Consider the following 24175-nt stretch of genomic DNA (forward strand, 5'->3'; position numbering starts at 1 on the left):
GGAACGAATGGGCTGCTCATGCCTGCAGGGCGCCCGATTCGTGCCATTCCGGCCCGCTCAAGCCGTCCGACATTGCCATGGTCGCCCGATCCCTGCCAACATCGGCCCGTTTTGCTCAACCCAAGGAGGCGCCTGTGGCAGACCCCTACATCGATCCTTTCGAGACGAAGATTTACGGCAAGTTCGCGCGCGAGCAGATGGCCGCGGTCCTGATGGGCAAGCTCCCGCCGCTCGACGGCATGGTGGATTTCGCGATCGGCAAGCAGCTCGTGGCCGATCAGGCGATGTCCGATGTGCTGGATCGCCAGCCCAAGCCCGCGCCGGAGCTCGACAGCGGCGCGGTGCTCGAGGAGGCGCGGGACGTCATCGTGCGGTTCGCCTCGTACCTCGACTCGCTGAAGGGCAGGCCGGTCGATCCCAAGGTGTTCTTCCGCGGGGAGACGCCGAGCGTGCTCGCGCGCCGGCGGATCACGAAGCTCACCGCCGCGGTCGGGCACATCGCCGACGAGCTCGAGAGGCAGCGCGAGAAGGTCCGGGGCGCGGAGATGTGGCTCGCCGAGCTCAGGGAGGTGCACGAGAAGCTCGGGATCGTCGAGCGGCAGCAGCGCGCCACGCGCGTCGAGCGGATCGAGCTCGGCCCCGAGGTGTCGACGGCGCGCGAGGCGTGGCTGGCCGTCTACAACGCCAACAAGACCCTCGTGCGCGGGCTGCTCGCCCACCTGGGCAAGCCCGAACTGCTGCCGCTCATCTTCGACGACCTGGCCGAGGTGCACCGCGCGAGCGGCGTGAGCGACGCGCTCCCGCCGGGGCAGCCTGCCGCGCCGGCCGCGCCGGCCGCGCCGGCCGCGCCGGCCGCGCCGGCAGGCGCGCCGGGGGCGCCTGCGGCCGCGCCGCCCGCACCGGTCACGCCGGCGGCCGCGCCGGACGCGTGAGGCGGCGGTCCCGTTGCAACGCTTGATGCAAGCGTTGCAACGGGCGTCTCGGGGACCGAGTCGGCCGTTTCAAGGCTTGAGACCGCCGACTCGGGGGCGCAGCGGGGCGGATCAAGGCTTGAGACGGCCGGCTGGGCGGCCCAGAGGGCCGTTGCAAAGCTTGAAATCGCCGGCTGGGCGGCCGAGCTGGGCGTTTCAAGCCTTGAGACGGGTGACGGGGCCCCGCGGGGGCGAACTTCACGGCGCGGACGGCGTGTGGCAGGCGCAGAGAGCTGACCGAACGACGTCCCCGTGGGCGTTGCACAAGGTCCGAAGCCAGCGGCGGCCCCGCGCGCGCGCGGCCCTGTACCGCACGGCGCTTCGCGGTCCGCTCCGAGCGGAGCGGCGCATCGGGAGCCCTGCCCCGCCGAGTTCGGATCCGACCGTCATGCGGGCGAATCGTCTCCGTTCGGGTGCTGCTGGGGGGACGTGAGGACCTGGAGAGCTCGTGGCCCCTCCGGCAGCCCGGCCTGCGCCGCCCGCCTCAGATCACCCGGTCCGCGAGCGCCTCCCCCCGCTCGAACCGCCGCAGGTTCGCCAGGAAATGCTCGACCTGCGCCACCGGCTCCTCGCGCCGCCCGCCGGCCGTGTGCGGCGTGATGAAGCAGCCCGGCGCGCGCCAGAGCGGGTGTTCGGGCGGCAGCGGCTCGGGGTCCGTCACGTCGAGGTACGCGCCCCCGAGGCGCCTCGCCTCCAGCGCCTCGAGCAGCGCGGCCTGGTCGACCGTGGCGCCCCGGCCGACGTTGAAGAACCACGCGTCGGGCCGCATCCGCGCGAGCAGCGCGCGCGACACGAGGCCCCGCGTGCCCTCGGCCGCGGGCAGGCTCGAGACCACGTGATCCGCCCACGCGAACGCGTCGCCGAGCGCCTCGGGCGCGACGACGCGCCCCGGCTCGTCGCCGCGCGGGCGGGCGCGCAGGATGCAGAGCTCCACCTCGAACGGGGCGAGCAGCTCGGCGAGGCGGCGGCCGATGGCGCCGAAGCCGAGCAGGAGCACCCGCCGGCCGCGGAGGAGCGCGCTCCGCGACCGCACCGGCGCGTCGGGCCAGCCGCGCGCGCCCCGCTGGTTGTCGAGGCACTCGGGCAGCCGCCGCGACGCGGCCAGCAGGAAGGCGAGCGCGTGCTCCGCGCAGGGGTCGGCGTAGACGGCGCTGCTCGTCGTGAGGACCGCGCCGCGGGCGGCGAGCGCCGCGCGCACGGCCGGCACGTCGTAACGGGTGTAGCCCGCGGTGCTGAGGTGCACCCAGCGCAGGCGCGGGGCCGCGCACACGTCGTCCGGGTGCGGCTGGCCGAAGACGACGTCGGCGCCCCGCACCACCTCGTCGCGCCCGACGACGGCGAGGTTCTCCGCCGAGCGCGCGCCGGCCAGCGCGAGCTCGTGCGGCGCGACGCCCGCGGCGAGCAGGCGCTCCGCCTCCGCAGGGAACGCCATCGTGCAGGCGACGACGACCCGGCCCACAGGCGCCCCGCTCATCCGTGCACCGCCCGCCCGAAATCGCGCATCCATGTCTGCTCCTCCGCGGTGAGCGGCCCCCTCGCGAGCGCGTCGAGGTTCGCCTCCACCTCGACGCGGCTCTTCGGCCCCGTCAGCGCGATGTCCACGTGCGGGCTCGAGAGCTGGAATCGATAGCAGTCGCCCGCCGTCATCGCCGGGCCGTCCCAGCCCTTCGGCCTCTTCAAGAGGCGCCGCCACGCCGTCGCCGTGTAGGCGAGGACGCTCGGCCTCCCGCCCTGCACGTGCGGGAAGATGTCCCGCTCCGCCCCGGGGTGCGCGGCGTTGTAGCGGATCATGAGCAGGTCGAGCGGCGACGACGCCGCGAGCCCGCCCGCCCGCGGGCGGTCGTGGATGCTCACGCCGAGCGCGCGCACCTTGCCGCTCTCGCGCAGGTGCAAGAGCTCGCGCTCGGTCGCGCTCGTCCACGCGGACCCGACGCCGAGCCAGCCGAGCAGGTACACGTCGAGGTGATCGGTCCCGAGCTCGCGCAGGAGCTTCTCCGCCCCCCGGCGCACGCCCCAGCCGAACCAGCCGGCCTGCGCGAAGCCGACCACCGCCACGCTGTCGCGGCGCTGCTTCAGCGCCTGGCGAAGCGGGTTGCCGAGCCCGCCGGACCGCATCGTCCAGAGGAACAGGTTGACGCCGCGATCCATCGCCGCGCGCACGCCGCCCTCGTCGATGCCGTAGTTCGCCGCGAGGCCGAGCCGGAAGATGCGCTTGCCGCGGAACGCGGCCGGCGCGCGGTGGAGCCAGTCGTCCATGCGCGCGATCCTACACCAGCTCAGTCGATGTCCTCGTGCGCTCGGTAGCGCAGGCCCGGGATGCGCGGCGTGCGCACGTCGAACCCGAAGCTGCGGTCGGCCGCCTCGAAGCGCTCGATCGCGCGCGCGAGCCCCTCGGGCTCGCCGGCGAACGAGGGGGCGCGGCGCGCTCGCCAGCGGTCTTCCGAGCGGACGAGGGGGAAGCCGCGCGTGGCCAGGGCGACGGCGAACGTCGCCGGGGCGAGGCGCGCGACGTCGGAGCGCTCGCCGCGATGGGCCTCCATCCGCGGCGACTCCGCCCATCCGAGCCGGTCGCCCTCGCGCGAGGCGCGGAGGAGGAGCTCCTTCCGGCCGTCGACGACGACGCTGAACGTCGCCTCGGCGTCGCCGATCGCGATGTCGTGCGCGGGCAGCCCGCGGCGCCACGTGAGCTCGATGGCGTCCGCCCAGCCGGCGACCCACAGGCGCAGGCCGAGGTAGAACCGCACCGCGCCCTGCCACGCCCACGGGGTCCGCACGCGCAGGCCGGGCGCGCCGTGGGCGCGCGCGACGCCGTCCGCGCGGCGGAGCGCGGCGCCCGCGACGCCGCGCCCGCGGTGGGCGGGCAGCACGTAGAGGCTCGAGACCTCCAGCAGCGCGCCGCCGAGGCCGCCCGTCGACAGCGCGACGGTCCCGACCCGACGGCCGTCGCGCACGAGCCAGTACGGGGCCACGTAGCGCGCGCCCGCGTGAGGCGAGCCGAGCTGGATGCCGTCGCGCGTCGCCCGCGGCCCCCACACGGCGCGGAGCTCGGCGCCGCGCGCCGCAGGGTCGACGCGCTCGAAGAAGCGGCCCTCGACGAGCGACGCGAGCTCGCAGTCCATCCACAGGCGCGTGTCCGCGTCGTCCATCGCCAGCGGCTCGATCGCGCCCTCGGCGACGAGCGCCGCGTGAATCGCGCCCATGCGCGGCTCGATGTCGTCGTCCCCCACGGCCCGTGGGCGCGACCGTACCACGCGCGAGCACATCGGGCGACGCGCCGCAAGATCGCCGCCCACCGCCGCCCCGACCTGTGCGAGACTCCCCGCGACCGATGGGCCAGGACACCTCTCCCCGGTGCGCCGGCTGCAGCGCTCCGCTCCCGGAGAACGCCCGCTTCTGCCCCTCGTGCGGCCAGCTCGTCACCGAGGTCGGCCCCGGCTTCGCGCCGACGGCGTTCCCCCCGACGCAGCTCGGCGCCGGGGGGCAGCCGCCGCCCTCGATACCGCTGCCGCCCGTGCGGCTCCTGCCGGGGACGGAGATCAGCGTCTATCGCATCGAGTCGACGCTCGGCGAGGGCGGCATGGGCGTCGTCTACCGCGCCCACGACCGCGCGCGCGATCGCGTCGTGGCCGTCAAATGCCTCCACTCGAACCTCTGCGGCAACCCGGAGATCCGGCGGCGGTTCGCGCGCGAAGCGCGGGTGCTCCGCTCCTGGAGCCACGAGAACGTCGTCTCCGTCTTCGACTTCGTCGAGCGCGATCACCTGCTCGCGATCGTCATGGAGTACGTCGACGGATCGACGCTCGTGCGGCACCTCGAGCGGTGGCGCGGGCGCATCCCGTTCCAGGAGATCCGCGCGCTGTTCGGCGGGGTGCTCGACGCCATGGACGAGGGGCACCGGATGGGCATCATCCACCGCGACCTCAAGCCCGACAACATCCTCGTCACGACCGGCAAGGACGGGCTGACGCCCAAGATCGTCGACTTCGGCATCGCCAAGATCCTCGAGGGAACGACGTACACCCTGAGCGGCGCGTTCCTCGGGACCTGCTGTTACATGTCGCCCGAGCAGGTGAAGAGCCCGCACGCCGCCGACCGGCGCTCGGACATCTACTCTCTCGGCGTGACGCTCTACAAGCTGTCGACAGGGAAGGTGCCGTTCGACAGCCCCAACCACTTCGCCGTGATGATGGCCCACGTCGCCGATCCGCCGGCGCCGCCGTCGTCGCTCCGCCCCGACCTGCCGCCGGCGCTCGACCGGCTCATCCTGGACGCGCTCGCGAAGGATCCGGCCGCGAGGCCGGCGTCGTGCGCGGAGTTCCGGGCGCGGCTCGACGAGGCGCTCGCGGCGTTCTCGCCCGCTCCGGCGGGGCCCGCGTCCGACGCGCGCGAGCTCGCGCCGACCGTGCGCGAGAAGACCGGCGAGCAGATGATCCTCGTCCCCGGCGGGCCGTTCCTCAGCGGGCAGCAGCGCCGGCGGGTCCACGTCGACGCGTTCTACATGGACCGCACGCCGGTCACGAACCGGCAGTTCAAGGCGTTCGTCGACGTGACGGGGTACCGGCCCGACGACGCCGACGCGAGCCGGTTCCTCTCCCACTTCCGGCGGGGCGAGATCCCCGCGGGGCTCGAGGACCACCCGGTCGTGTACGTGTCGTGGGACGACGCGCGGGCCTACGCCAACTGGGCCGGCAAGCGCCTGCCGACCGAGGCCGAGTGGGAGAAGGCCGCGCGCGGCACCGACGGCCGCAAGTACCCCTGGGGGCGCGCCGAGCCGGGGCCCACGCGCGCGAACTACGACAACCGCGACGGCGGGACGGTGCCCGTCGGCTCGCTGCCGGGGGGCGCCTCGCCCTACGGCATCCTGGACCTCGCCGGCAACGTCTGGGAGTGGTGCGAGGACTACGACGACGCGCTGTTCTACGCGGACGGCCCGACGCACAACCCGCGCAACACCCGGCCCCCGGACAGGCCGCTGCTCGTGATGCGCGGCGGCTCGTGGATGTACGGCGCGCAGTCGCTGCGCACCTGGGCGCGCACGAGCTTCGAGGCGCACTACCGCTTCGCCGACGGCGGCTTCCGCTGCGTGCGCACGGCGTCGTCGAGCTGAGCGGCGCGGGCGCGGCGGCTCGGCGCGGCGCAGGTGTGGCGGCGCGGCTCGCGGGCGCGGCGGCGCGGCGCAGGCGCGGCGGCGCGGCGCAGGCGCGGCGGCGCGGCGCAGGCGCGGCGGCGGAGGCTCACGAACGCCTGGCCAACCCGCGGCGGCGCGGATAGAACCGCCGGCGCAGATGAAGAAGGCCACGGCGAGCGGCGGCGTCCGCGTGCGGCTGACCGGCATCCGGCGCGTCTTCCCCGTGCTCGACGACGCGGGCCGCGCGCGCGGGGGCGCCGGCGTCGTCGCGCTCGACGGCATCGATCTCGACATCGCGCCGGGCGCGTTCGTCGCGCTGCTCGGGCCCTCCGGGTGCGGCAAATCGACGTTGCTGCGCCTCGTCGCCGGGCTGGACCGCGCCGACGCCGGCGCGGCGGTCGTCGAGGCCGACGAGGGGCCGGGCGGCCCGGGCGGCGCGCGCGCGCGCGCGCGCGCGCCGATTGCGTACGTCTTCCAGGACGCGCACCTCCTGCCCTGGCGGAGCGTCCTCGAGAACGCCGCCCTGCCGCTCGAGCTCGCCGGCGCGCCGCTCGAGGAGCGCCACGCCGCGGCGCGGGCCGCGCTCGTCCAGGTCGGCCTCGGTGACGCGGGCGGCCGGTACCCGGCCGAGCTCTCCGGCGGCATGCGCATGCGCGTGTCGCTGGCCCGCGCGATGATCACGCGGCCGCGGCTGCTCCTGCTCGACGAGCCGTTCGCCGCGCTCGACGAGCTCACGAGGAGCCGCCTCGACGACCAGCTCCGCGGCCTGTGGGCCGAGCTCGGCATGACGGTGCTCTTCGTGACCCACTCGATCACCGAGGCCGCCTACCTCGCCCAGCGCGCCGTCGTGCTGTCCCCGCGGCCGGCGCGCATCGTCGCCGACCGCGCGCTGGCGCTGCCGGACGAGCGGACGGCCGCGCTGCGCACCGAGCCGGCGTTCGCGCGCGAGGTGCGCGCCCTGCAGGAGGCGCTGGAGAGCGGCGGGGCGTGAGGCGCGGGACGGGCGGCAGGGCGTCCAGCGATGCCGCGCCTCGCAGGGCACGACCGCCGCTCGGGCGTCACGGCTGCCAGGGCCGGTTGACCCGGACGAGCTGCCCTGCGAGCGACGGGAGCGGCGCTATCGCATCGTGGATACGCGCGATCTGACGATCGGTGTCCGGGTCCTCGGCGCACACGACGATGCCGGCGTGGTCGGCGCGCTGCCGGTGGCGGCGGATGAAGTCCCGGCGGTTCAGCGTGAGCACGGCGCGCTCCGCGCGCGTCGCGAACTCGAGCACCATCTCGTCAGGGATGGCCTGTCCCGCATTCCCTGCCTCCTGGGTCGTCAGCACGTCGTGGCCCAGCGCCCGGAGCCCCTCCACGACCTGACACGGGAAGTTCTCGTTTGCATGAAACGATGCCATGAATCAGGCGTCCTCGTTCTCCTGCTCCTGGATGGACCTCTCGATCTCCTGCGGATGCGCGTCGGCATAAGACCAGGCATTCACCAGATCCGCGGCGCGCAGGGTCGGAAAGTTGTCCAGGATCCGGGCCTCGCTCCAGCCCAGACGGCGATACCGTTCAAGCGTCCACACGGGAATGCGGGTGCGCACGATGCAGGCGTCGCCACCGCAGACGCCCGGCCTCTTCTCGATGCCGGCAAACGCACGTGTGATGGCGGGGAACAGCGTGCGTGCGAGCTGCGCCTTCTCGGCGTCGCTGAGCTGCGCGAGCTCGTTCTCGAGGTCCTGCAGGGTCACCGCCATGCGCAAAAGCGTAGGAGGAACACCTCCGCGAAGGAAGCCCTGCCGCGCCAGCGCGCGCGTCGCGCCGCTCGCGCCGGCCTCCCTCCAGCAGCCTCCCCGAGGTGTCCACCTCCTCGAGCGGGCCGCCTCGCCCCGAACCACGGGCGCGAGCGCGGCGCCGACCGCGCGAGGCGCGGCGCCGACCGCGCGAGGGCACCGCGCCAGCACGACGCCCGCTGAGCCCGTCCCCTGCCCGCCGCGCCCATTCCGCGCGGCCCCTCCCCTTCGCCGCTGACCTCCGCCGCGCGCGACGCCCATCGTGCGCAGAGCTCCCACTCGGCGCACGATGCCGCGCGCGAACGCGCTTCCATGGCGACTGCGCCCCCGTACAATCGCACCATGCCCATGCGCCCCCGGCGGTTGCTTCCCCTCGCACTCCCTTCGCTTTTGCTCGCTGCAGCGGCCTGCAGCAATCCGGAGATCGTGACGCGCCCAGGAGAGGGCGGCGGGGGCGGGGAAGGCGGCAGCACCAGCGAGAGCGTCGGGGTGTTCGTCGGCACGACGGTCGGCTCGGGCGGCGCGGGCGGCGTCGACAACGCCTGTGGCGACGCGGACTGCCGGCCAGACCAGCGCTGTGAGCTGCAAGACGGACAGGCCACCTGCGTCGACAACACGTGCGACGACCTCTCCTGCGGCCCCACCGAGGAATGCCAGACGACCCCGGAGGGGGGCGCCATCTGCGTCGATATCGGCTGCCGCAGCGATCTCGAGTGTCCCATCGACCGGCATTGCAATGGCACCCTCTGCGTCGCCGATACCTGCACCGCCGGCGAGCGCACCTGCGACGGCAACAGCCTCCTCGTGTGCGTCTCGAACGGCAGCGACTCGCGCGAGCTCTTCACGTGCGGCGGAGCGGCTTACTACGAGAGCACGTGCACCGACGACGGCATGGGCAACGCCAGCTGCCCCTGCGAGGACGACTGGGACTGCCCCACCCACGCCGCGTGCGAGGTCGGCTCCTGCTCCGGCACCGGCGCCGCGCCCACGTGCCTGCTGGAGCCAGAGCCGTTCGCGAACGTCCTGCCGCACATCGAGATCCAGTGGGGCGGGCAGAACCGCGCCAACTCGAGCGCCGCCGGCAGCCCGTTCCCGACCTCGGCGCAGACCGTCATGACGCCGCTCGTCGCCAACCTCGACGACGACAACGGCGACGGGCGCATCAACGAGCTCGACTTCCCCGAGATCATCTTCACGACGTTCTGCGGCTCGACGTACAGCAACAGCGGCGTCCTCCGCGCGATCCACGGCGGCGGACCCAACAAGGGGCGCGACTACTTCGCGGTGCTCGGCGATCAGGTCTGGCACGAAGGCGAGGCCACCGACGTGGCCTACCGCTGCAACGACGCGACGCTGATGCCGACCGCCGGCCTCGCCATCGGCGATCTCGACGACGACGGCGTCCCGGAGATCGTCGCGATCACCGAGTCGCAGGGGCTCCAGATCTTCAGCAACACGGGCGAGACCCGGCTCCTCGCGAACAACCTCTGGAGCGGTTACACCGAGCCGTCGCCGTCGATCGCCAACATCGACGGCCAGGGGCTCCCGGAGATCGTCGTCGGGGCGAACGTGCTCACGCTCCAGGTCGACGCGGAGACCCGCGCGCTCTCGATCCTCGACCACTTCAAGGGCAGCTTGATGCACGGGATCCAGGGGATCGACCCGATGAACCCGCTGAACCGGCTCGGGCCCATCACGTGCGTCGCCAACCTCAACGACGACCAGCGGCTGGAGATCGTCGCGGGCAGCACCGCGTACGCCCTGCCCCGCCCGCCCGACGGCGTGACGAAGCGGGCCGAGTGCGCGCCCCCCTACGACGACGAGGAGGCGACGGCGTTCTGCAACGGGGAGCTCCGCGTGGTCTGGGACGGGCAGACCGTCAACGGCGCGGCCCAGATCCCGAACGAACGCCGCGACGGGTTCTGCGCCGTGGCCGACGTGCTCGGCGCCGACCAGACGGCCGCGCCGGGCCCGGGCAACGAGCTCGATGAGAAGCCGGAGGTGATCCTCTTCAACAACGGGTACTTCTTCGTGCTCAACGGGCAGGACGGCACGATCCTGCGCCGCACGGTGATGGGCACGGGCGCCACGCGCGACGGCGGGGCGCCGAACGTGGACGACTTCGACGGCGACGGCTTCCCCGAGATCGGCACGGCGTTCGGCCTTCGCTACGTGATGCTCGACCTCCAGGAGCCCACCGCGGCGTGCCCCGCGTGGCCCAACCCGCTCAACGACGCCGGTACGGGGACGCCGAACCCCGCGCGGACGCCGAACGGGGTGCCCTGCGTGACCGACGAGGACTGCGGCGCCCCCGGCGCGGCGACGTGCAACCAGCAGGCGCACACCTGCGTCTGCTACCACAACGGCTGGCAGCGCGAGACCGAGGACAACTCCAGCCGCGCCACCGGATCGAGCGTGTTCGACTTCAACGGCGACGGCGCCGCCGAGGTCATCTACAACGACGAGTGCTACTTCCGCATCTACGACGGCGTGACGGGCGGCGTCCTGTTCAGGGAGAACTCGCCGAGCCGCACCCGGTCCGAGTACCCGATCGTCGCCGACGTCGACAACGACGGCAACGCGGAGATCGTGTTCGCCACGTCCAACGAGTCGACCTTCTGCTCGGCGGGCACCGACTACAACAACGGCCTCGAGGTCTGGGGCGCGCAGAACGACCTCTGGGTCTCGGCCCGCCGCATCTGGAACCAGCACAGCTACCACGTGACGAACGTGCTCGAGAGCGGCGGCATCCCCGCGCGGGAGCCCGAGAGCTGGAAGACGTACGGCGGCCGCGGCTACAACACCTACCGCTCGAACCCGCGGTCGTACGGGATCGCGCCGGACCTCGCGCTGAGCGGCATCCAGGTCTCGTCGCCCGACGCGGCCTGCGGCGAGCTCACCGACAACGTCGACATCACGGTGCGCGTCGACAACCTCGGCGACCTCCGCGTGGGCCCCGGCGTCGTCATCGGCTTCTACGGGGAGTGGGACTCGCCGGCCGTCTCCGAGCCGCTCTACGACGCGGCGCTCGACCCGCTCCAGGCGGTCCTCCAGGCGAGCATCGAGCCGCACAGCTCGCTGCTCCTCACGGTGAGCTACAGCGCCGCGAACAACCCGCAGGGGACGTTGCCCACCCGCGTGCGCGCGGTCGTCGACGAGGGCGCCGTCGAGCGCGAGTGCGAGGAGGGCAACAACGAGCTCACGCTGCCGCTCGACGCGGGCAGCGCGCGGCCGGACCTCCAGATCGAGATCGGCCGCGTGACCGACGTGAAGTGCCAGATGCGGGAGGTCGACGTCCCGACGACGATCCTCAACGTGGGCTCCGCGCCGGCCAGCGACGTGCGCGTCCGCTACTACGCCGGCGACCCGGGCCAGGGCGGGACGGTGCTCCACGAGGAGGTCGTCCCGGGGCCGATCGCGCCGGGAGAGAGCGTGGACGTCACCCCCACCATCGACGAGTTCCCGTGGAACCTGTCGATCCTGATCTACGGCGTGGTCGACCCGGACGGCGCGATCGACGAGTGCAACGACGGGAACAACGAGGACGCCGCCTCGGACAAGGTCATCTGCCAGCGCATCAACTGACGCGCCGGCGGCGCCCCTGACGCCGCGGCCGCGCGCGAACGCCGGCGCTCGCCGGGGGCGCCGGTGCCATGCCTGTGCCCCGCGCCGCGCGCGAACGCCGGCGCTCGCCGGGGGCGCCGGTGCCATGCCTGCGCCCCGCGCCGCGCGCGAACGCCGGCGCTCGCCGGGGGCGCCGGTGCTATGCATGTGCCGCGCGCCGCCCCCCCTCGCGGCGCGCGGCAAGAGCCCCCCACAGCGCCATGCTCGGAACATCGAACCTCTCGAAATCCTTCGGTGATCGGACCCTCTTCGAGGGCGTCTCGCTCAGGCTGAACGCGGGCTCCCGCTACGGCCTCGTGGGCGCCAACGGCTCGGGAAAGACGACGTTCCTCAAGATCGTGGCCGGCGACGAGCCCCCGACCGACGGGAACGTCAGCCTGCCGAAGGACGCCCGCGTCGGCGTGCTCCGGCAGGACCGGTTCCTCAGCGACGACCAGATCATCCTGGATCTCGCGATGATGGGCGATCGCGTCGTGTGGGAGGCGCTCGTCGAGTCGCGCCGCCTCGCCGAGGACGGCGGCGGCGACCCCGGCCGGGTCGCCGACCTCGAGGACCGCATCCGCGCCCACGACGGCTACACGCTCGAGGCGCGCGCGAGCGCCGTCCTCGAGGGGCTCGGCATCCCGGTGGAGGCGCACCGGCGGCCGCTCTCCACGCTGTCGGGCGGCTTCAAGCTGCGCGTGCTGCTCGCGCAGGTGCTCCTCGGCGGCTCGGACGTGCTCCTGCTCGACGAGCCGACGAACCACCTCGACATCCTGTCGATCCGCTGGCTCGAGAAGTTCCTCGCCGGCTACAAGGGGTGCGCGGTGGTCATCTCGCACGACCAGCGCTTCCTCGACAACGTCGCCACGCACATCCTCGACGTCGACTACGAGACCATCACGCTCTACACGGGCAACTACGCCGCCTTCGTCGTCGAGAAGCAGGCGATCCGCGAGCGCAAGCAGGCCGAGATCGCGCGGGCGGAGAAGATCATCGCCGACAAGCGCGCGTTCGTGGAGCGGTTCGGCGCCAAGGCGACGAAGGCGCGCCAGGCGCAGAGCCGGCTCAAGCAGATCGAGAAGATCGAGGTCGAGGAGCTCGCCGACACGTCGCGGCGCACGCCGGCGTTCCGGTTCGCGATCCAGCGGCCGAGCGGGCGCGACGTGCTGGAGGCGCGGGGGATCTCGAAGTCGTACGGCGACAAGCAGGTGCTGCGCGACGTGTCGCTGTCGGTGCGGCGGGGCGAGCGGGTCGCCGTCATCGGGCCGAACGGGCTCGGCAAGTCGACGTTGCTCAAGATCCTCGTGGGGCGGCTTTCGGCCGACGCCGGCGGGGCGTCGTGGGGGCACGAGGTCCGCGTCGGCTACTTCGCGCAGGACCACCGCGAGCTGCTCGTCGACGGGGCGATGACGCCGCTCTCCTTCCTGTGGGCGGCGTGCCCGGACGAGTCGCCGAGCTACGTGCGCGGCCAGCTCGGCAAGGCGCTCTTCTCGGGGGACGACGTGGAGAAGAGCGTCGGCTCGCTGTCCGGCGGCGAGGCGGCGCGGCTCATCTTCTGCCGGATCATCGTGGAGCGGCCCAACGTGCTCGTGCTCGACGAGCCGACGAACCACCTCGATCTCGAGGCGATCCACGGGCTCGTCGAGGGGCTCAAGGCGTTCGAGGGGACGGTGATCTTCGTCTCGCACGACCGCTTCTTCGTGTCCGAGCTGGCGACGCGCATCCTCGAGGTCACGCCTGCGGGGCCGCGCGATTTCCCCGGCACGTACGAGGAGTACCTGGCCGGCTGCGGCGACGACCACCTCGACGCGGACACCGTGGTGCTCAAGGCGAAGCGCGAGCACCAGAAGGCGGCGGCGGCGCCGGAGGCGGGCGGCTCGTGGGAGGAGCAGAAGCGGCGGCGCAACCGGCAGAAGGAGCTGCCCGCGCGGCGCGACAAGGTGCTCGCGGCCATCGAGGCGGCGGAGGCGCGGAAGAAGGCGATCCACGAGATGTATTGCAGCGACGGGTTCTTCGAGCGCACGGGCAAGGCGGAGATCGCGGCGCTGAAGGCCGAGGAGGAGGGGCTCGGGCCGCGGATCGACGCGCTCATGGCGGAGTGGGAGCAGCTCGAGCAGGAGATCGCGGAGCTCGGGGCGCCCTCCTAGAGGGGCCCCGCCGCGCTCGCCTTCAGGCGGGGATCTGCGCGATGTCCTCGCGGTCCCAGTGGCGGTGCTGCGCGATCGCCCGGAGGAGCTCCTGGCTGAACGGCGCGAGCCCCGCGGGATCGCGCAGCGTGACGACGCCCTTGTCGGACTGGAGCGGCGCCGCGGACTGCGCGTCGGCCAGCGCGACGCCCCGGAGGAGCGACGACGAGAGGAGCGCGACGCCATCGCCCGTCGCCCCGATCGCCTTGCAATGCTTGAAGGCCTCGTTGACGAAATGCACCGCCTCGCCCATCGAAGAGAGCGCCTCGACGCTGGCGCGCCCGCCGGGGACGTAGACCGCGTCGAACATGACGGACTTCGCCGTGAGCAGCGTCCTGTCCGCCTCCACCGCGCTGCCGTCGTCGCCGGAGATCGGTCCGAGGCGCGTCGACACCACCTGCGCGTGCGCACCGGCCGCCTCGAACGCCGACCTCACCGCCGCGAGCTCGGCGCCGCTGAAGCCGTCGGCCGCGAGGATGGCGATGAGCCGGCTCTTCACCGTGTCCTTCACCGTGTTCTCCATGCTGAGCGCCGGGGAGGCGTCCACCGAGCGCTTTCCCGCCGCCTTGCCCTTCGAGGGCACCTGAGGCCGGACCCCCGGCGGGGCGACGCCGATTCCCTCGGCGACGAGCCTGCCGAGATCGCTGTCGACCTCCGCGAGCCGCGCGGCCATGCGCTCGCGGACGTGCCGGGTCGCGACGTTGCCGAGCTCGAAGCACGCCGCGCGGACCAGGTGCTTCTTCTCGGGCGCCGAGAGGCTGTTCCAGAAGAGCCTCGCCTGGGTGATGTGATCCTTGAAGGTGTCGCTCCGCTCTCGCGCCTTGAGCCCGAGGACGCGCTGGGCGTGGTGAACGAAGGCGCCGGCCTCCCACGACGCCATCACCGGACAGCCGCCGGCGAGCGAGTTCGGGACGTAGTGCGCGCGCCCCTGCTTGATCCGCTGCTGCATGAAGCCGTCCCGGTTCTGGTTGTGCACCGGGGCCAGCGGGCGGTTGATGGGGATCTGCGGGAAGTTCGGGCCGCCGAGCCGCAAGAGCTGCGTGTCGAGGTACGAGAAGTTCCGGACGTGGAGCAGCGGATCGTCGGTGAAGTCGATCCCGGGCACGACGTTGGCCGTGTGGAACGCGACCTGCTCGGTCTCGGCGAAGAAGTTGTCCGGGTTGCGGTTCAGCGTCAGCTTGCCGATGCGGCGCACCGGCACGAGCTCCTCGGGCACGATCTTCGTCGCGTCGAGCAGATCGAAATCGAAGGCGAACTCGTCCTCTTCCTCGATGATCTGCACGCCCAGCTCGTACTCGGGGTAATCCCCCCGCTCGATCGCGTCCCAGAGATCGCGACGGTGGTAGTCCGGATCCCTGCCGGCGAGCTGCTGCGCCTCGTCCCAGACGTGGGCGTGCACGCCGAGCAGCGGCTTCCAGTGCAGCTTGACGAAGCGCGATTTGCCCTGCGCGTTGACGAAGCGGAAGGTGTGGACGCCGAAGCCCTCCATCATGCGGAAGCTCCGCGGGATCGCGCGATCCGACAGCACCCACATGGCCATGTGGGTCGACTCCGGCATGAGCGAGATGAAGTCCCAGAAGGTGTCGTGCGCGGACGAGGCCTGTGGGATCTCGCGGTCCGGCTCCGGCTTGATCGCGTGGATGACGTCCGGGAACTTGATGCCGTCCTGAATGAAGAAGACGGGGATGTTGTTGCCGACGAGGTCGAAATTGCCCTCCGGGGTGTAGAACTTCGTCGCGAAGCCGCGCACGTCGCGGACCGTGTCCGCCGACCCGCGCGAGCCGACCACGGTGGAGAACCGCACGAAGACCGGCGTCTTGACGCTCGGGTCCTGCAGGAACGCCGCCCTCGTGTACTCGGCCATCGACTCGTAGACCTGGAAGTAACCGTGCGCCCCCGAGCCGCGCGCGTGGACGACGCGCTCGGGGATGCGCTCGTGGTCGAAATGCGTAATCTTTTCGCGAAGATGGAAGTCCTCGAGCAGCGTCGGCCCCCGGGCCCCCGCCTTGAGCGAGTCGTCGGTGCTGTCGATCCGGATGCCCTGGTCGGTCGAGAGGACCGTGCCCGTCAGATCCTCGCGGTGAGGCTCCAGGCTCTCGACCTTGTCATGCGCGCCGCTTCCCGGGCTCGCGCCCTTCTTGCCTTGTTCGGCCATGCGTCCTCCCCATCCACCTGCCGGCTCCCGCCGTGCGCAGGTGGCGATTGGATGCATCAGGGGGGCGCGCGTCGCGGGACTCGGCCCGGAAAAGCGGATACGCTCGGCACATGCGCACCGCAGCGGCCGCCGTCGCGGCCCTCGTCGTCACGCTCTCCGCCAGCCCGGAAGCGCACGCCCAGCGGGGCCTGTCGGGCACCGAGGGACACTGGGCGAAATCGATGACGAGCCGGGCCGCCTTCGGGTTCGACATCCTGAACCGGCTGCGCAGCCGCGGGCTCACCGAGGAACAGCCGCGGCACCTGCTCCAGATCATCAGCTTCGGCAGCCAGTTCGAGTTCACGAAGGGATACCACCTCGACATGGAGATCCCTGTGATCCTCGGCTATGCGCCCCTGCTGAGGTACGGGCAGACCACCCCGGACACCCGACAGGAGCTCGTGGCGGCCAACCTGACGGTCGGCGGCCACGCCGCGCGGGAGCTGAGCCCCTGGCTCGTCGCGTATGTCGGGGGGTCGGTGTCGCTGCCGCTCACCTGGTGGCCCGACGCGCGGGATCTCGAGATCTCGGACATCTCCCTGCTGGCCCGGGCGTTCTTCGATACGCACCGAACATTCCTGAACCACCTGCCGCTGCGCGCCCGCGGCGGCCTCGAGATGGAGTTCGAGGAGATAGTCCAGATACGCAGCGATCTGACGGCGTCGCTCGCGCTCTCGCTCAGCAGCGACTCGAGCGAGCTGGTCATCGAGCAGGGGAACGAGCTGCAGGTGGGCTACCAGGGCGTCGGCATCGGGCTGCGCGTCCAGGAGGCCTTCCTCCTCACCGAGCCGGACAAGGCCCAGGTCGCCCTGGAGCCCTTCTTCAACCTCGATCCGGTCGAATTCACCATGTTCGTGCGCGTCGGCGTGCTCTTCGCGATCGACCAGCCGATGGGCTTCGGGCTCGGCAAGTACGGCATCTACACGGTCACCATCAACTCGGGCATCGAGCTCTAGACCGCGCTCCTCCGCCGGGGCCCACCGACGCCCCGGCGGCGGTGGCCCGGTGGCTCAGTGGCCGCGGGTCTTGCGGCTCGCCATGTCGATGCCGACGGCGAGGATGAGGATGATGCCCTTGATGATCGGCTGCCAGAAGCTCTCGGTGTTCATGAGGCTCATGCCGTTGTCGAGCGAGGCCATCACCAGCGCGCCGAGCAGCGCGCCCCAGATCGTGCCCTGGCCGCCGAGGAGCGACGTGCCGCCGATGACGGCGGCGGCGATGGCGTCGAGCTCCATCATGCGGCCGGCGTCCGAGGTCGCCGAGCCGACGCGGGCGGTGAGGACGATGCCCGCGATGGCCGACATCACGCCCATCAGCGTGAACACGGCGATGAGGTGACGGTTGATGTTGATGCCGGAGTAGAAGGCCGCCTCGCGGTTGCCGCCGATCGCGTAGAGGTGCCGGCCGAACGCCGTGTGCTTCGCCAGCACCGTGAACGCTGTCGCGAGCACGAGCACGAGGAGCACAGGGAACGGGACACCCTGGTACGAGTTCATCAGGGCGGCAAACGCGATGGTGAACGCGGCGAGCCCGATCCAGGGGAAACGCGCAGGGCCCTTCGCGCGCGCGGCCTTGTAGAGCAGCACCAGGCAGAGGAGGCCGGCGCCGGCCCAGCCGAGCGCGTGCGGCACGTAGGCCTGACCGACGAACAGGTAAGGACGCGCCGGCGAGATGGACACGCCGCCCGTCGTGCCGAGCATCGCGCCCTGGAAGATGAGCATCCCGCCCAGCGTGACGATGAAGGGGGGAATGCGCAGCCGCGCCACGAGCGTGCCCTGCACGAACCCGAGCAGCGCGCCGAGCGCGAGCGGCAGGATGAAGGCGGCCGGCAGCGGCCAGCCGAGGTTCACGTAGATCATGGCCGACGCGCCGCCGAGCAGGCCGGCCAGCGCGCCGACGGAGAGATCGATCTGCCCCGCGACGATGACCATCACCATGCCGACGGCCAGGATCGAGGTCACCGACATCTGCCGCGCGAGCAACGTCAGGTTGCGCGGCGTCACGAACGTCCCGTCCGTCGTGATGGAGAAGGCGACCCAGATCGCGATGAGGGAGCCCACCATCGAGAGGGCACGCCAGGGGATACGCACGCGAAGCTTCGCCTCGCTCATTCCGTCACCTTCCTCGTTGCTGCGGCCATCACGCGCTCGGCCGTGGCGTCCTGCCGATCGAGGCAGGCGGTCATCCTTCCCTGGGTGAGCACCAGCACGCGGTGGCTCATGCCGAGCAGCTCCGGCAGATCGGAGGAGACGAGCACCACCGCGAGCCCGTCCATCGCGAGCTTGTTGATGAGCTGATAGATCTCGGCCTTCGCGCCGACGTCGATACCCCGCGTCGGCTCGTCCAGGAGGAGCACGCGCGGCCCGGCCATCAGCCATTTGCCGATCACGATCTTCTGCTGGTTGCCGCCGGAGAGCTGGTTGGCGAGCGCGAGCGGGCCCGGCGTCTTCGTCCTGAGCGCCCTCATCTGCTCGACCGCCGTGGCCTCCCGCTCGGCGTGATCGAGGAAGAGCCCCTTCACGAACCGCCGCAGGGTCGCGAGCGTGATGTTGTCGAGGAGCGTCGACTCGAGGACGAGGCCGAACCGCTTGCGATCCTCGCTGACGAGCGCGATGCCCGCGGCGATCGCCTCGGCGGGCGACCTGAACGGCGCCGTGGGGGGCCCCCCGCGGACGGAGAGCGAGCCCGTGACGCGGCTCGTGGCCGCGCCGAAGAGCGTCGAGACGAGCGCGGTGCGCCCGGCGCCCATGAGGCCGCCGATGCCCAGCACCTCGCCGGCGCGCACCTGGAAGCTCACGTCGCGAAGAACGAACCGCCCGGGGTGGCCCGCGTCCTCGACCGACCAGCGCTCGACGGAGAGCGCGACAGGGCCCTCCGGCGGCGGCGGGCACGGGTAGAGGTTCGTCACCTCGCGGCCGACCATGAACGAGATCACCTTGTCGGGCGTGAGGTCGGTCCTTGGCTGCGTCGTGATCGACCGCCCGTCGCGGAGCACCGTGATGCGGTCGGCGATCTCGAACACCTCCTCGAGGCGGTGGCTGATGTAGATGCAGGAGACGCCGCGGGCGCGGAGGTCGTCGAGCAGGCGGAGCAGCGTCCTCACGCCGGAGTCGGTGAGCGCCGCCGTGGGCTCGTCGAGGACGAGGATCTTCGCGTCCTTGAGCAGCGCCTTCGCGATCTCGACCATCTGCTGCTGGCCGATGCCGAGGTCCTTGATCGGGCGCTCGGGATCGACGTCGAGCCCCACGCGATCGAGCGCCTTGCGCGCCTCGCTCCGCACCGCGTCCCAGTCGATGAGCCCCCCGCGGACCGGCTCGCGGCCGAGCATCAGGTTCTCGGCGATGGTGAGCTCGGGGACGAGCGCGAGCTCCTGCGCGATGAGCGCGATCCGGTGCTCCTCGGCGCTGCGCATGTTGCTGAACTCGACGACACGGCCGTTCAAGCGGATCTCGCCGCCGTAGGTGCCCGCCGGGTAGTAACCGCACAGGGTCTTGATGAGCGTGCTCTTGCCCGCGCCGTTCTCGCCGCAGAGGGCGTGAATCTCGCCCTCCCGGAGGTCGAACGACACGCCGTCGAGGGCCTTCACGCCCGGGAACTGCTTCGTTATCGATGCGAGCTCGAGGAGAGACATTGTCCTGGGCAGAGGTGCGACGCGCGGCCACGTTTGCCCGGGGCGCGCCCGAGATGCAAGCACTTATTTCACTGGCGCAGCGGAGCCGCGCGGCCCGGGCGGCCGCTCGAGCGGCCTCGGGGAGACCGCAGGCGCAGAGTGGAAGAGGGCCCTCACGGCGAGGGCCCCCGAGTGGATGAGGGCCGTCACGCGAGGGCCCTCGGTCGATGAGGGCCCTCAGGGAGAGGGCCCTCGGGGGGCCGGCGCGAGGGCGCTCAGTTGTAGAAGGCGAGATCGTCGACGTAGAAGTCGAACTCGGGCGCGATGCCGACCTGGAACTGGATCGCGTAGAGCTTCGACGCGTCGATCTGCGCCGTGCCCGCCGGATCGCCCCAGCCGCCCTGCTTCAGGTCCGCGAAGGGAATGGTGAACTGCTGCCACTCCTCGGTGAGGGTCAGCGACTTTGCCCACTTGTCGCACTCCGTGCAGGTGCCGCCGGCCGGGTCCGTGGCCGGGTCCGAGATCATGACGGTCGCGCCCCGCGCGTTGCCCTTGGCCCAGAACGTGATGCCCGTGTACGCCGAGGCGTCATACGTGGCCTTCTCCCCCTCGGGGCTGTTCAGATCGAAGCCGAACCCGGCGCCCCACTCCTCGAAGCCGGACCCCGACGAGCGCGCCGCGTACATGCTCTGCCCGCGCGCCGGCTCCAGCGCCGTCATCGTGAACGGCGTCTCACCGGTGCCCTCCGGATCGGGCGGCGGCTCCTGCGTGGCGCCCTCCGTCCCGTCATTGAAGGTGTACCAGTAGCCGACCCTGCCGTCGGTGGCGTTGATCGCGTTGTCGTTGTCCTCCATGTCGTCGATCATGTCGAGCGACTGAGGGCCGCCGCCCGCGCCCGTCGTCGCCGAGGCCGAGGTCGACGCGCTCGTCGACGCGGAGGTCGAGCCGGCAGGGTCCGTCGTCCCCGAGGACGTCGACGTCGGGCTCCCGGAGCCCGAGGTGGCGGCGCCGGTGCCGCCGCCCGCGCCGCCGGCTCCCCCGTCGCCGTCGTCGCCGCACGCGGCGAACGCCGCGACCGCCAGACCACACACCACCAAGTTCAAGCCATGCAGGAAAATTCTAGTCTTCATACGTTCGCATCTCCGTATGTACACGTAGGCTAATCAGGTATCGCCTTATGCCGGACATCATGTGATCTGGGTTGAAGAACGTCCTGGCGCGCGGAGTATCGCCTGGAAGTTCAGACACCGCAATGATCTTCTCTCCTCACTGCAATCCATCTCGCTCCTCGTGTGCCGTGGGGCGCGCCTTCGCCGCGAAGTCCTCGTTGTGGCCGCTCGCAGCGGCGATGGAGGGCGCGGAGCATCGTTGGGCGTGAGCGGCGTGAACGGCGTGAGCGGCGTGAGCGACGTGAGCGGCTGGATCATCGCGACTGGCCGCCTGCTTGCAACACGCCTCCGCGGGCACTCGGGGCGAGGCTCGAAGGAGGAAAGATGGGAAGAGCGAAGGCGAACCTGCGCGCGCGCGCGGCGGCGCAGCGGGGCGAGCAGGCCGCGGACCGGGCGCGGGGCGAGGGCGCGCCGCCGGCGGAGCCGGAGGCGGCTTCGCCTGGAGGACAGGGCTCCTCGGCCGGGCAGCGCGCGGCGTGCGCGCCGCGGCCGAGGAGCAGGGCAATCGCGCGGCGGCTCTGGAGCCGGGCGGAGACGGCGGCCTACCGCGTTTACGAGCGGCTCACCGGGCTGACGGAGGAGCGGCCGGCGCTCGGGGTGGAGCTCGCGGCGCCGGTGCTGCGGGCGCTCGGGGTGCCGGAGCCGCGGGTCGCGAGCAGCGTGACGGTGAGCAGGCAGCGCGCGGCGGTGCTGTGCGCGCTGCACGACGCCGAGGGCGTCCGGCGCCTCATGCAGGGCGCCGTGCAGGGCGTGGATCGCGCGGAGGCGGGCGCGGGCGAGGGGGACGCGACGGTGCTGTGGGCGGCGGGCCCGGGCGGGCGGGCGCGCGCGAGGAAAGGCATCGTGTCGCTCACGCCCGCGCCGGGAGAGCGGGGCACGGAGGTCACGGCGGTCCTGCCCGGCGCGCGGCCGAGGGGCCGGCTCGCGCGCCTCGCCGCGAGGCTCCTCTCCGAGCTGCCGAGGCGGCGGCTGCGGGGCGACCTGCGGCGGCTGAGGCAATGGATCGAGGTGGGCGAGCTCCCGACGACGGTGGGGCAGCCGTCCGGCCGGACAGGCCGTGAAAGGACGTGATCATGCGCGCGATCTGCTGGAACGGGGTGAATGACGTCGTCGTGGAGTCGGTGCCCGAGCCGAGGATCCTCAGCCCGCACGACGCCATCGTCCGCGTGTCGCTGTCGTCGGTCTGCGGCTCGGACCTGCACCTGCTCCACGGGTATGTCCCGACGATGAGGGCGGGCGACATCCTCGGTCACGAGTTCCTCGGCGAGGTCGTGGAGACCGGCGCGGAGGTGAAGAAGCTGCGGCGGGGCGACCGGGTCGTGGTGTCGTCGATCATCGGCTGTGGGCAGTGCGTGTACTGTCAGAGCGAGCTGTGGTCGCTCTGCGACAACTCGAACCCGAACCACGCGGTGGAGGATCGGGTCTTCGGGGACACGACGGCGGCGATCTTCGGCTACTCGCACGCGTTCGGCGGGTTCGCGGGGAGTCACGCGGAGTACGTGCGCGTGCCGTTCGCGGAGCACGTCGGGTTCAAGGTGCCCGACGGGGTGCGCGACGAGAGCGCGCTGTTCGCGTCCGACGCGCTCACGACGGGCTTCATGGGGGCGGAGCTCTGCGATATCAGGCCGGGTCAGGTGGTGGCCGTCTGGGGGTGCGGCGGCGTGGGTCAGATGGCGATCAAGAGCGCCTATCTGCTCGGGGCAGAGCGCGTCATCGCGATCGACCGGATCCCGGATCGCCTGGCGATGGCGAGGGCGCACGGCGGGGCCGAGGTCCTGAACTACGACGAGGTCGACGTCCTGGAGGCGCTCGCCGAGATGACGGGCGGGCGCGGGCCGGACGCCTGCATCGACGCGGTGGGGATGGAGGCCGACGGGGCGGGGCTCCAGTACGCGTACGACCGGGTGAAGCAGGCGCTCCGGCTGCAGAACGACCGGCCGCTCGTGCTTCGCGAGGCGATCATGGCGTGCCGCAAGGGAGGTACGGTGTCGATCATCGGAGTCTATTCCGGGTTCGCCGACAAGATCCCGCTCGGCGCGCTCATGAACAAGGCGCTCGTCGTGAGGACCGGGCAGCAGCACGGGCCGCGGTACATCCCGAGGATGCTCGATCTGATGCAGCGGGGGGACGTCGATCCGTCGTACCTCCTGACGCACCGGATGTGCCTGGACGACGGGCCGCGAGGGTACCGGCTGTTCGAGGAGCGCGCAGAGGGGTGCATGCGGGCGGTGTTCGCCCCCTGAGGCCGCCCGGCCCTCGGCGACGTCCCTCGCCGGGGGCCTACGGTGATTGATGGATCAAAGGGGGACGTGGCGGCCAGAACGACGATTGCGTTGATCGAGCGAGAAATGAACCGCCAAGGCGCCAAGGACGCCAAGAAGGAGACGATATCTCGGCGTCCTTGGCGCCTTGGCGGTTCGAAGCGCTGCTCGTTTCAGGCGGGCTCGACCCGTTTGTTGCTCTAGCGGCCTTGCTCGAGGGAGGTCTGCTGCTTGGCCAGGGAGGCCTGGATCGCCAGGGCGCGCTCCAGGTGGCCGGCCACCTCGCCGCGGATGCGCTGGAACTCCTGCTTCAGGGCCCCATCCTTCGCATTCGGGATGAGGCGCTCGTCCAGGATTCGCAGGGTGTATCGGTGCGTCGTGACCTGCGTGGCCATGAACGCCTCGTCGAACTTCCTGGCGGACTGCCGGCGGAGATAGGCGGCAACAAGGGACGAATGGTCGACGAGCATCGAGCTCACCCGCGTCGACTCCATCTTGATCCGGAGGCGCACCAGGAGCGCGCCCAGGCGGCGCTCCGATTGACTGTGAGACTCCAGCATCTCCCGCGCGAAATCCTTGACCTCGCGCGACCGCGCCTGCCTGCGCCCGATCATCGCCTGCGTGATCTCGAGCTGGTTGGAGGCCGAGATCACCGCCGCCAGGGCGCCGTCGGACACCTGGGTTTCCTGGCCCTGCTGGCTCACCTGCTGCTGGCTCACCTGCTGCTGGCTCACCTGCTGCTGGCTCACCTGCTGCTGGCTCACCTGCTGCTGGCTCACCTGCTGCTGGCTCACCTGCTGCTGGCTCACCTGCTGCTGGCTCACCTGCTGCTGCGGCGAGAACTGCGCGATCTGCTGCGCGTGCCCACCCCGGCCGGACGCGTGCGCAGCGCTGCCGACGACGCTCGCGGCAAGCGCGGCGATCACCGCGACACGATGCTTGAAATCATGGCGCATCATCGTTGCTTCCCTTCCCTGGTTTCCGCGGCGCGCTTCACGGAGCAATCCATGGACGCCCGCGGGTCACTACGTCGGAGCTGTGAAGCAATCGACGGACCCGCTCTCGACGGAATCGGCGGGACCCCGCTGCTCATCCCGGCACGCGACGATGCACGCGAGGCGCAGGCGCCGCCCACCTGCGCCGCGCGCGCCTCCGGAAATCCCGCGCGCGGGGGCGGGAGGGCTTGCGGGAGGCCGGCCCCGGTGGTCAAGTGCGGCTCGGCGCGGTGCGGTCCGCCCCGCGCGCTGGCGATGAGCTCGTCCGGAGGCC

The 24175-nt window shown here is 72.0% G+C and carries 18 protein-coding genes; 8 read left to right on the forward strand and 10 right to left on the reverse strand.

Going from position 1 to position 24175, the window contains the following annotated elements; all coding sequences use genetic code 11:
• Window positions 1-134 precede the first annotated feature (134 nt).
• A complete protein-coding gene (locus tag WMF24_RS29510) occupies window positions 135-932 on the forward strand; it encodes a hypothetical protein (RefSeq protein WP_437730752.1) in 798 nt (265 codons plus the stop codon).
• 523 nt (window positions 933-1455) lie between these two features.
• Here the strand turns inward: WMF24_RS29510 and WMF24_RS29515 are convergent.
• The 3 genes from WMF24_RS29515 to WMF24_RS29525 are packed head-to-tail and all read right to left on the reverse strand — an operon-like array spanning window position 1456 to window position 4171.
• Window positions 1456-2445: an NAD(P)-dependent oxidoreductase gene (locus tag WMF24_RS29515; protein ID WP_437738872.1), complete on the reverse strand. Its 990-nt coding sequence runs from the start codon at window positions 2443-2445 to the stop codon at window positions 1456-1458.
• Window positions 2442-3227, reverse strand: a complete 786-nt coding sequence (locus WMF24_RS29520) for an aldo/keto reductase (RefSeq protein WP_437730753.1) — start codon at window positions 3225-3227, stop codon at window positions 2442-2444. Before WMF24_RS29520 ends, WMF24_RS29515 begins: the two co-directional genes overlap by 4 nt.
• Window positions 3228-3247: 20 nt before the next feature.
• Window positions 3248-4171 carry a GNAT family N-acetyltransferase gene (locus WMF24_RS29525; RefSeq protein ID WP_437730754.1) on the reverse strand — a complete coding sequence of 308 codons (924 nt, stop codon included), beginning with the start codon at window positions 4169-4171 and terminating at the stop codon, window positions 3248-3250.
• Window positions 4172-4299: 128 nt separating this feature from the next.
• Between WMF24_RS29525 and WMF24_RS29530 the strand changes: the two genes are divergently transcribed.
• Window positions 4300-6078, forward strand: coding sequence for an SUMF1/EgtB/PvdO family nonheme iron enzyme (locus WMF24_RS29530; protein WP_437730755.1), 1779 nt, complete (start codon window positions 4300-4302; stop codon window positions 6076-6078).
• A gap of 178 nt (window positions 6079-6256) precedes the next feature.
• A complete protein-coding gene (locus tag WMF24_RS29535) occupies window positions 6257-7090 on the forward strand; it encodes an ABC transporter ATP-binding protein (protein WP_437730756.1) in 834 nt (277 codons plus the stop codon).
• A gap of 67 nt (window positions 7091-7157) precedes the next feature.
• Here the strand turns inward: WMF24_RS29535 and WMF24_RS29540 are convergent, their stop codons facing one another.
• Window positions 7158-7502, reverse strand: coding sequence for a DUF5615 family PIN-like protein (locus WMF24_RS29540; RefSeq protein WP_437730757.1), 345 nt, complete (start codon window positions 7500-7502; stop codon window positions 7158-7160).
• A 3-nt stretch (window positions 7503-7505) separates the two neighbouring features.
• Window positions 7506-7844: a DUF433 domain-containing protein gene (locus WMF24_RS29545; protein WP_437730758.1), complete on the reverse strand. Its 339-nt coding sequence runs from the start codon at window positions 7842-7844 to the stop codon at window positions 7506-7508.
• 462 nt (window positions 7845-8306) lie between these two features.
• Between WMF24_RS29545 and WMF24_RS29550 the strand changes: the two genes are divergently transcribed.
• Together WMF24_RS29550 and WMF24_RS29555 are read left to right on the forward strand one after the other, a co-directional pair.
• Window positions 8307-11465: a CARDB domain-containing protein gene (locus WMF24_RS29550; protein ID WP_437730759.1), complete on the forward strand. Its 3159-nt coding sequence runs from the start codon at window positions 8307-8309 to the stop codon at window positions 11463-11465.
• Window positions 11466-11704: 239 nt separating this feature from the next.
• Window positions 11705-13633 (forward strand): ABC-F family ATP-binding cassette domain-containing protein, encoded by a 1929-nt coding sequence (locus WMF24_RS29555; RefSeq protein WP_437730760.1) that lies wholly within the window; start codon window positions 11705-11707, stop codon window positions 13631-13633.
• A 22-nt stretch (window positions 13634-13655) separates the two neighbouring features.
• On the opposite strand, the gene WMF24_RS29560 is transcribed toward WMF24_RS29555, so the two are convergent.
• Window positions 13656-15827, reverse strand: coding sequence for a catalase (locus WMF24_RS29560; protein ID WP_437730761.1), 2172 nt, complete (start codon window positions 15825-15827; stop codon window positions 13656-13658).
• A 110-nt stretch (window positions 15828-15937) separates the two neighbouring features.
• Here WMF24_RS29560 and WMF24_RS29565 point away from each other — a divergent pair, with 110 nt between their 5' ends.
• Window positions 15938-16822, forward strand: a complete 885-nt coding sequence (locus tag WMF24_RS29565) for a hypothetical protein (RefSeq protein WP_437730762.1) — start codon at window positions 15938-15940, stop codon at window positions 16820-16822.
• A gap of 54 nt (window positions 16823-16876) precedes the next feature.
• Here WMF24_RS29565 and WMF24_RS29570 read toward each other — a convergent pair whose 3' ends face one another.
• The 3 genes from WMF24_RS29570 to WMF24_RS29580 all read right to left on the reverse strand — a co-directional run bounded on the left by WMF24_RS29570 (window position 16877) and on the right by WMF24_RS29580 (window position 20606).
• Complete coding sequence (locus tag WMF24_RS29570; protein ID WP_437730763.1) at window positions 16877-17977, reverse strand: sugar ABC transporter permease; 1101 nt, start codon at window positions 17975-17977, stop codon at window positions 16877-16879.
• Window positions 17974-19497: a sugar ABC transporter ATP-binding protein gene (locus WMF24_RS29575; protein WP_437730764.1), complete on the reverse strand. Its 1524-nt coding sequence runs from the start codon at window positions 19495-19497 to the stop codon at window positions 17974-17976. The genes WMF24_RS29570 and WMF24_RS29575 overlap by 4 nt, the downstream gene beginning before the upstream one ends.
• A 254-nt stretch (window positions 19498-19751) precedes the next feature.
• Window positions 19752-20606 (reverse strand): CIA30 family protein, encoded by an 855-nt coding sequence (locus tag WMF24_RS29580; RefSeq protein ID WP_437730765.1) that lies wholly within the window; start codon window positions 20604-20606, stop codon window positions 19752-19754.
• A 363-nt stretch (window positions 20607-20969) separates the two neighbouring features.
• Here WMF24_RS29580 and WMF24_RS29585 point away from each other — a divergent pair, with 363 nt between their 5' ends.
• On the forward strand, window positions 20970-21716 hold the full coding sequence (locus tag WMF24_RS29585) for a hypothetical protein (protein ID WP_437730766.1): 747 nt from the start codon (window positions 20970-20972) through the stop codon (window positions 21714-21716).
• Window positions 21717-21718: 2 nt separating this feature from the next.
• On the forward strand, window positions 21719-22888 hold the full coding sequence (locus WMF24_RS29590) for a zinc-dependent alcohol dehydrogenase (protein ID WP_437730767.1): 1170 nt from the start codon (window positions 21719-21721) through the stop codon (window positions 22886-22888).
• Between the two features lie 218 nt (window positions 22889-23106).
• Here WMF24_RS29590 and WMF24_RS29595 read toward each other — a convergent pair whose 3' ends face one another.
• Window positions 23107-23865, reverse strand: coding sequence for a DUF4142 domain-containing protein (locus tag WMF24_RS29595; protein WP_437730768.1), 759 nt, complete (start codon window positions 23863-23865; stop codon window positions 23107-23109).
• Window positions 23866-24175: the final 310 nt, after the last annotated feature.

Origin of the sequence: Sorangium sp. So ce1335 (assembly GCF_051521615.1) — a bacterium.
Classification (GTDB): Bacteria; Myxococcota_A; Polyangia; order Polyangiales; family Polyangiaceae; genus Sorangium.

Coding starts and splice junctions, on each gene's coding strand:
- WMF24_RS29515 (WP_437738872.1), bottom strand. CDS start 2,445: ATGAGCGGGGCGCCTGTGGGCCGGGTCGTCGTCGCCTGCACGATGGCG.
- WMF24_RS29520 (WP_437730753.1), bottom strand. CDS start 3,227: ATGGACGACTGGCTCCACCGCGCGCCGGCCGCGTTCCGCGGCAAGCGC.
- WMF24_RS29525 (WP_437730754.1), bottom strand. CDS start 4,171: ATGGGCGCGATTCACGCGGCGCTCGTCGCCGAGGGCGCGATCGAGCCG.
- WMF24_RS29530 (WP_437730755.1), top strand. CDS start 4,300: ATGGGCCAGGACACCTCTCCCCGGTGCGCCGGCTGCAGCGCTCCGCTC.
- WMF24_RS29535 (WP_437730756.1), top strand. CDS start 6,257: ATGAAGAAGGCCACGGCGAGCGGCGGCGTCCGCGTGCGGCTGACCGGC.
- WMF24_RS29540 (WP_437730757.1), bottom strand. CDS start 7,502: ATGGCATCGTTTCATGCAAACGAGAACTTCCCGTGTCAGGTCGTGGAG.
- WMF24_RS29545 (WP_437730758.1), bottom strand. CDS start 7,844: ATGGCGGTGACCCTGCAGGACCTCGAGAACGAGCTCGCGCAGCTCAGC.
- WMF24_RS29555 (WP_437730760.1), top strand. CDS start 11,705: ATGCTCGGAACATCGAACCTCTCGAAATCCTTCGGTGATCGGACCCTC.
- WMF24_RS29560 (WP_437730761.1), bottom strand. CDS start 15,827: ATGGCCGAACAAGGCAAGAAGGGCGCGAGCCCGGGAAGCGGCGCGCAT.
- WMF24_RS29565 (WP_437730762.1), top strand. CDS start 15,938: ATGCGCACCGCAGCGGCCGCCGTCGCGGCCCTCGTCGTCACGCTCTCC.
- WMF24_RS29570 (WP_437730763.1), bottom strand. CDS start 17,977: ATGAGCGAGGCGAAGCTTCGCGTGCGTATCCCCTGGCGTGCCCTCTCG.
- WMF24_RS29575 (WP_437730764.1), bottom strand. CDS start 19,497: ATGTCTCTCCTCGAGCTCGCATCGATAACGAAGCAGTTCCCGGGCGTG.
- WMF24_RS29580 (WP_437730765.1), bottom strand. CDS start 20,606: ATGAAGACTAGAATTTTCCTGCATGGCTTGAACTTGGTGGTGTGTGGT.
- WMF24_RS29585 (WP_437730766.1), top strand. CDS start 20,970: ATGGGAAGAGCGAAGGCGAACCTGCGCGCGCGCGCGGCGGCGCAGCGG.
- WMF24_RS29590 (WP_437730767.1), top strand. CDS start 21,719: ATGCGCGCGATCTGCTGGAACGGGGTGAATGACGTCGTCGTGGAGTCG.
- WMF24_RS29595 (WP_437730768.1), bottom strand. CDS start 23,865: ATGATGCGCCATGATTTCAAGCATCGTGTCGCGGTGATCGCCGCGCTT.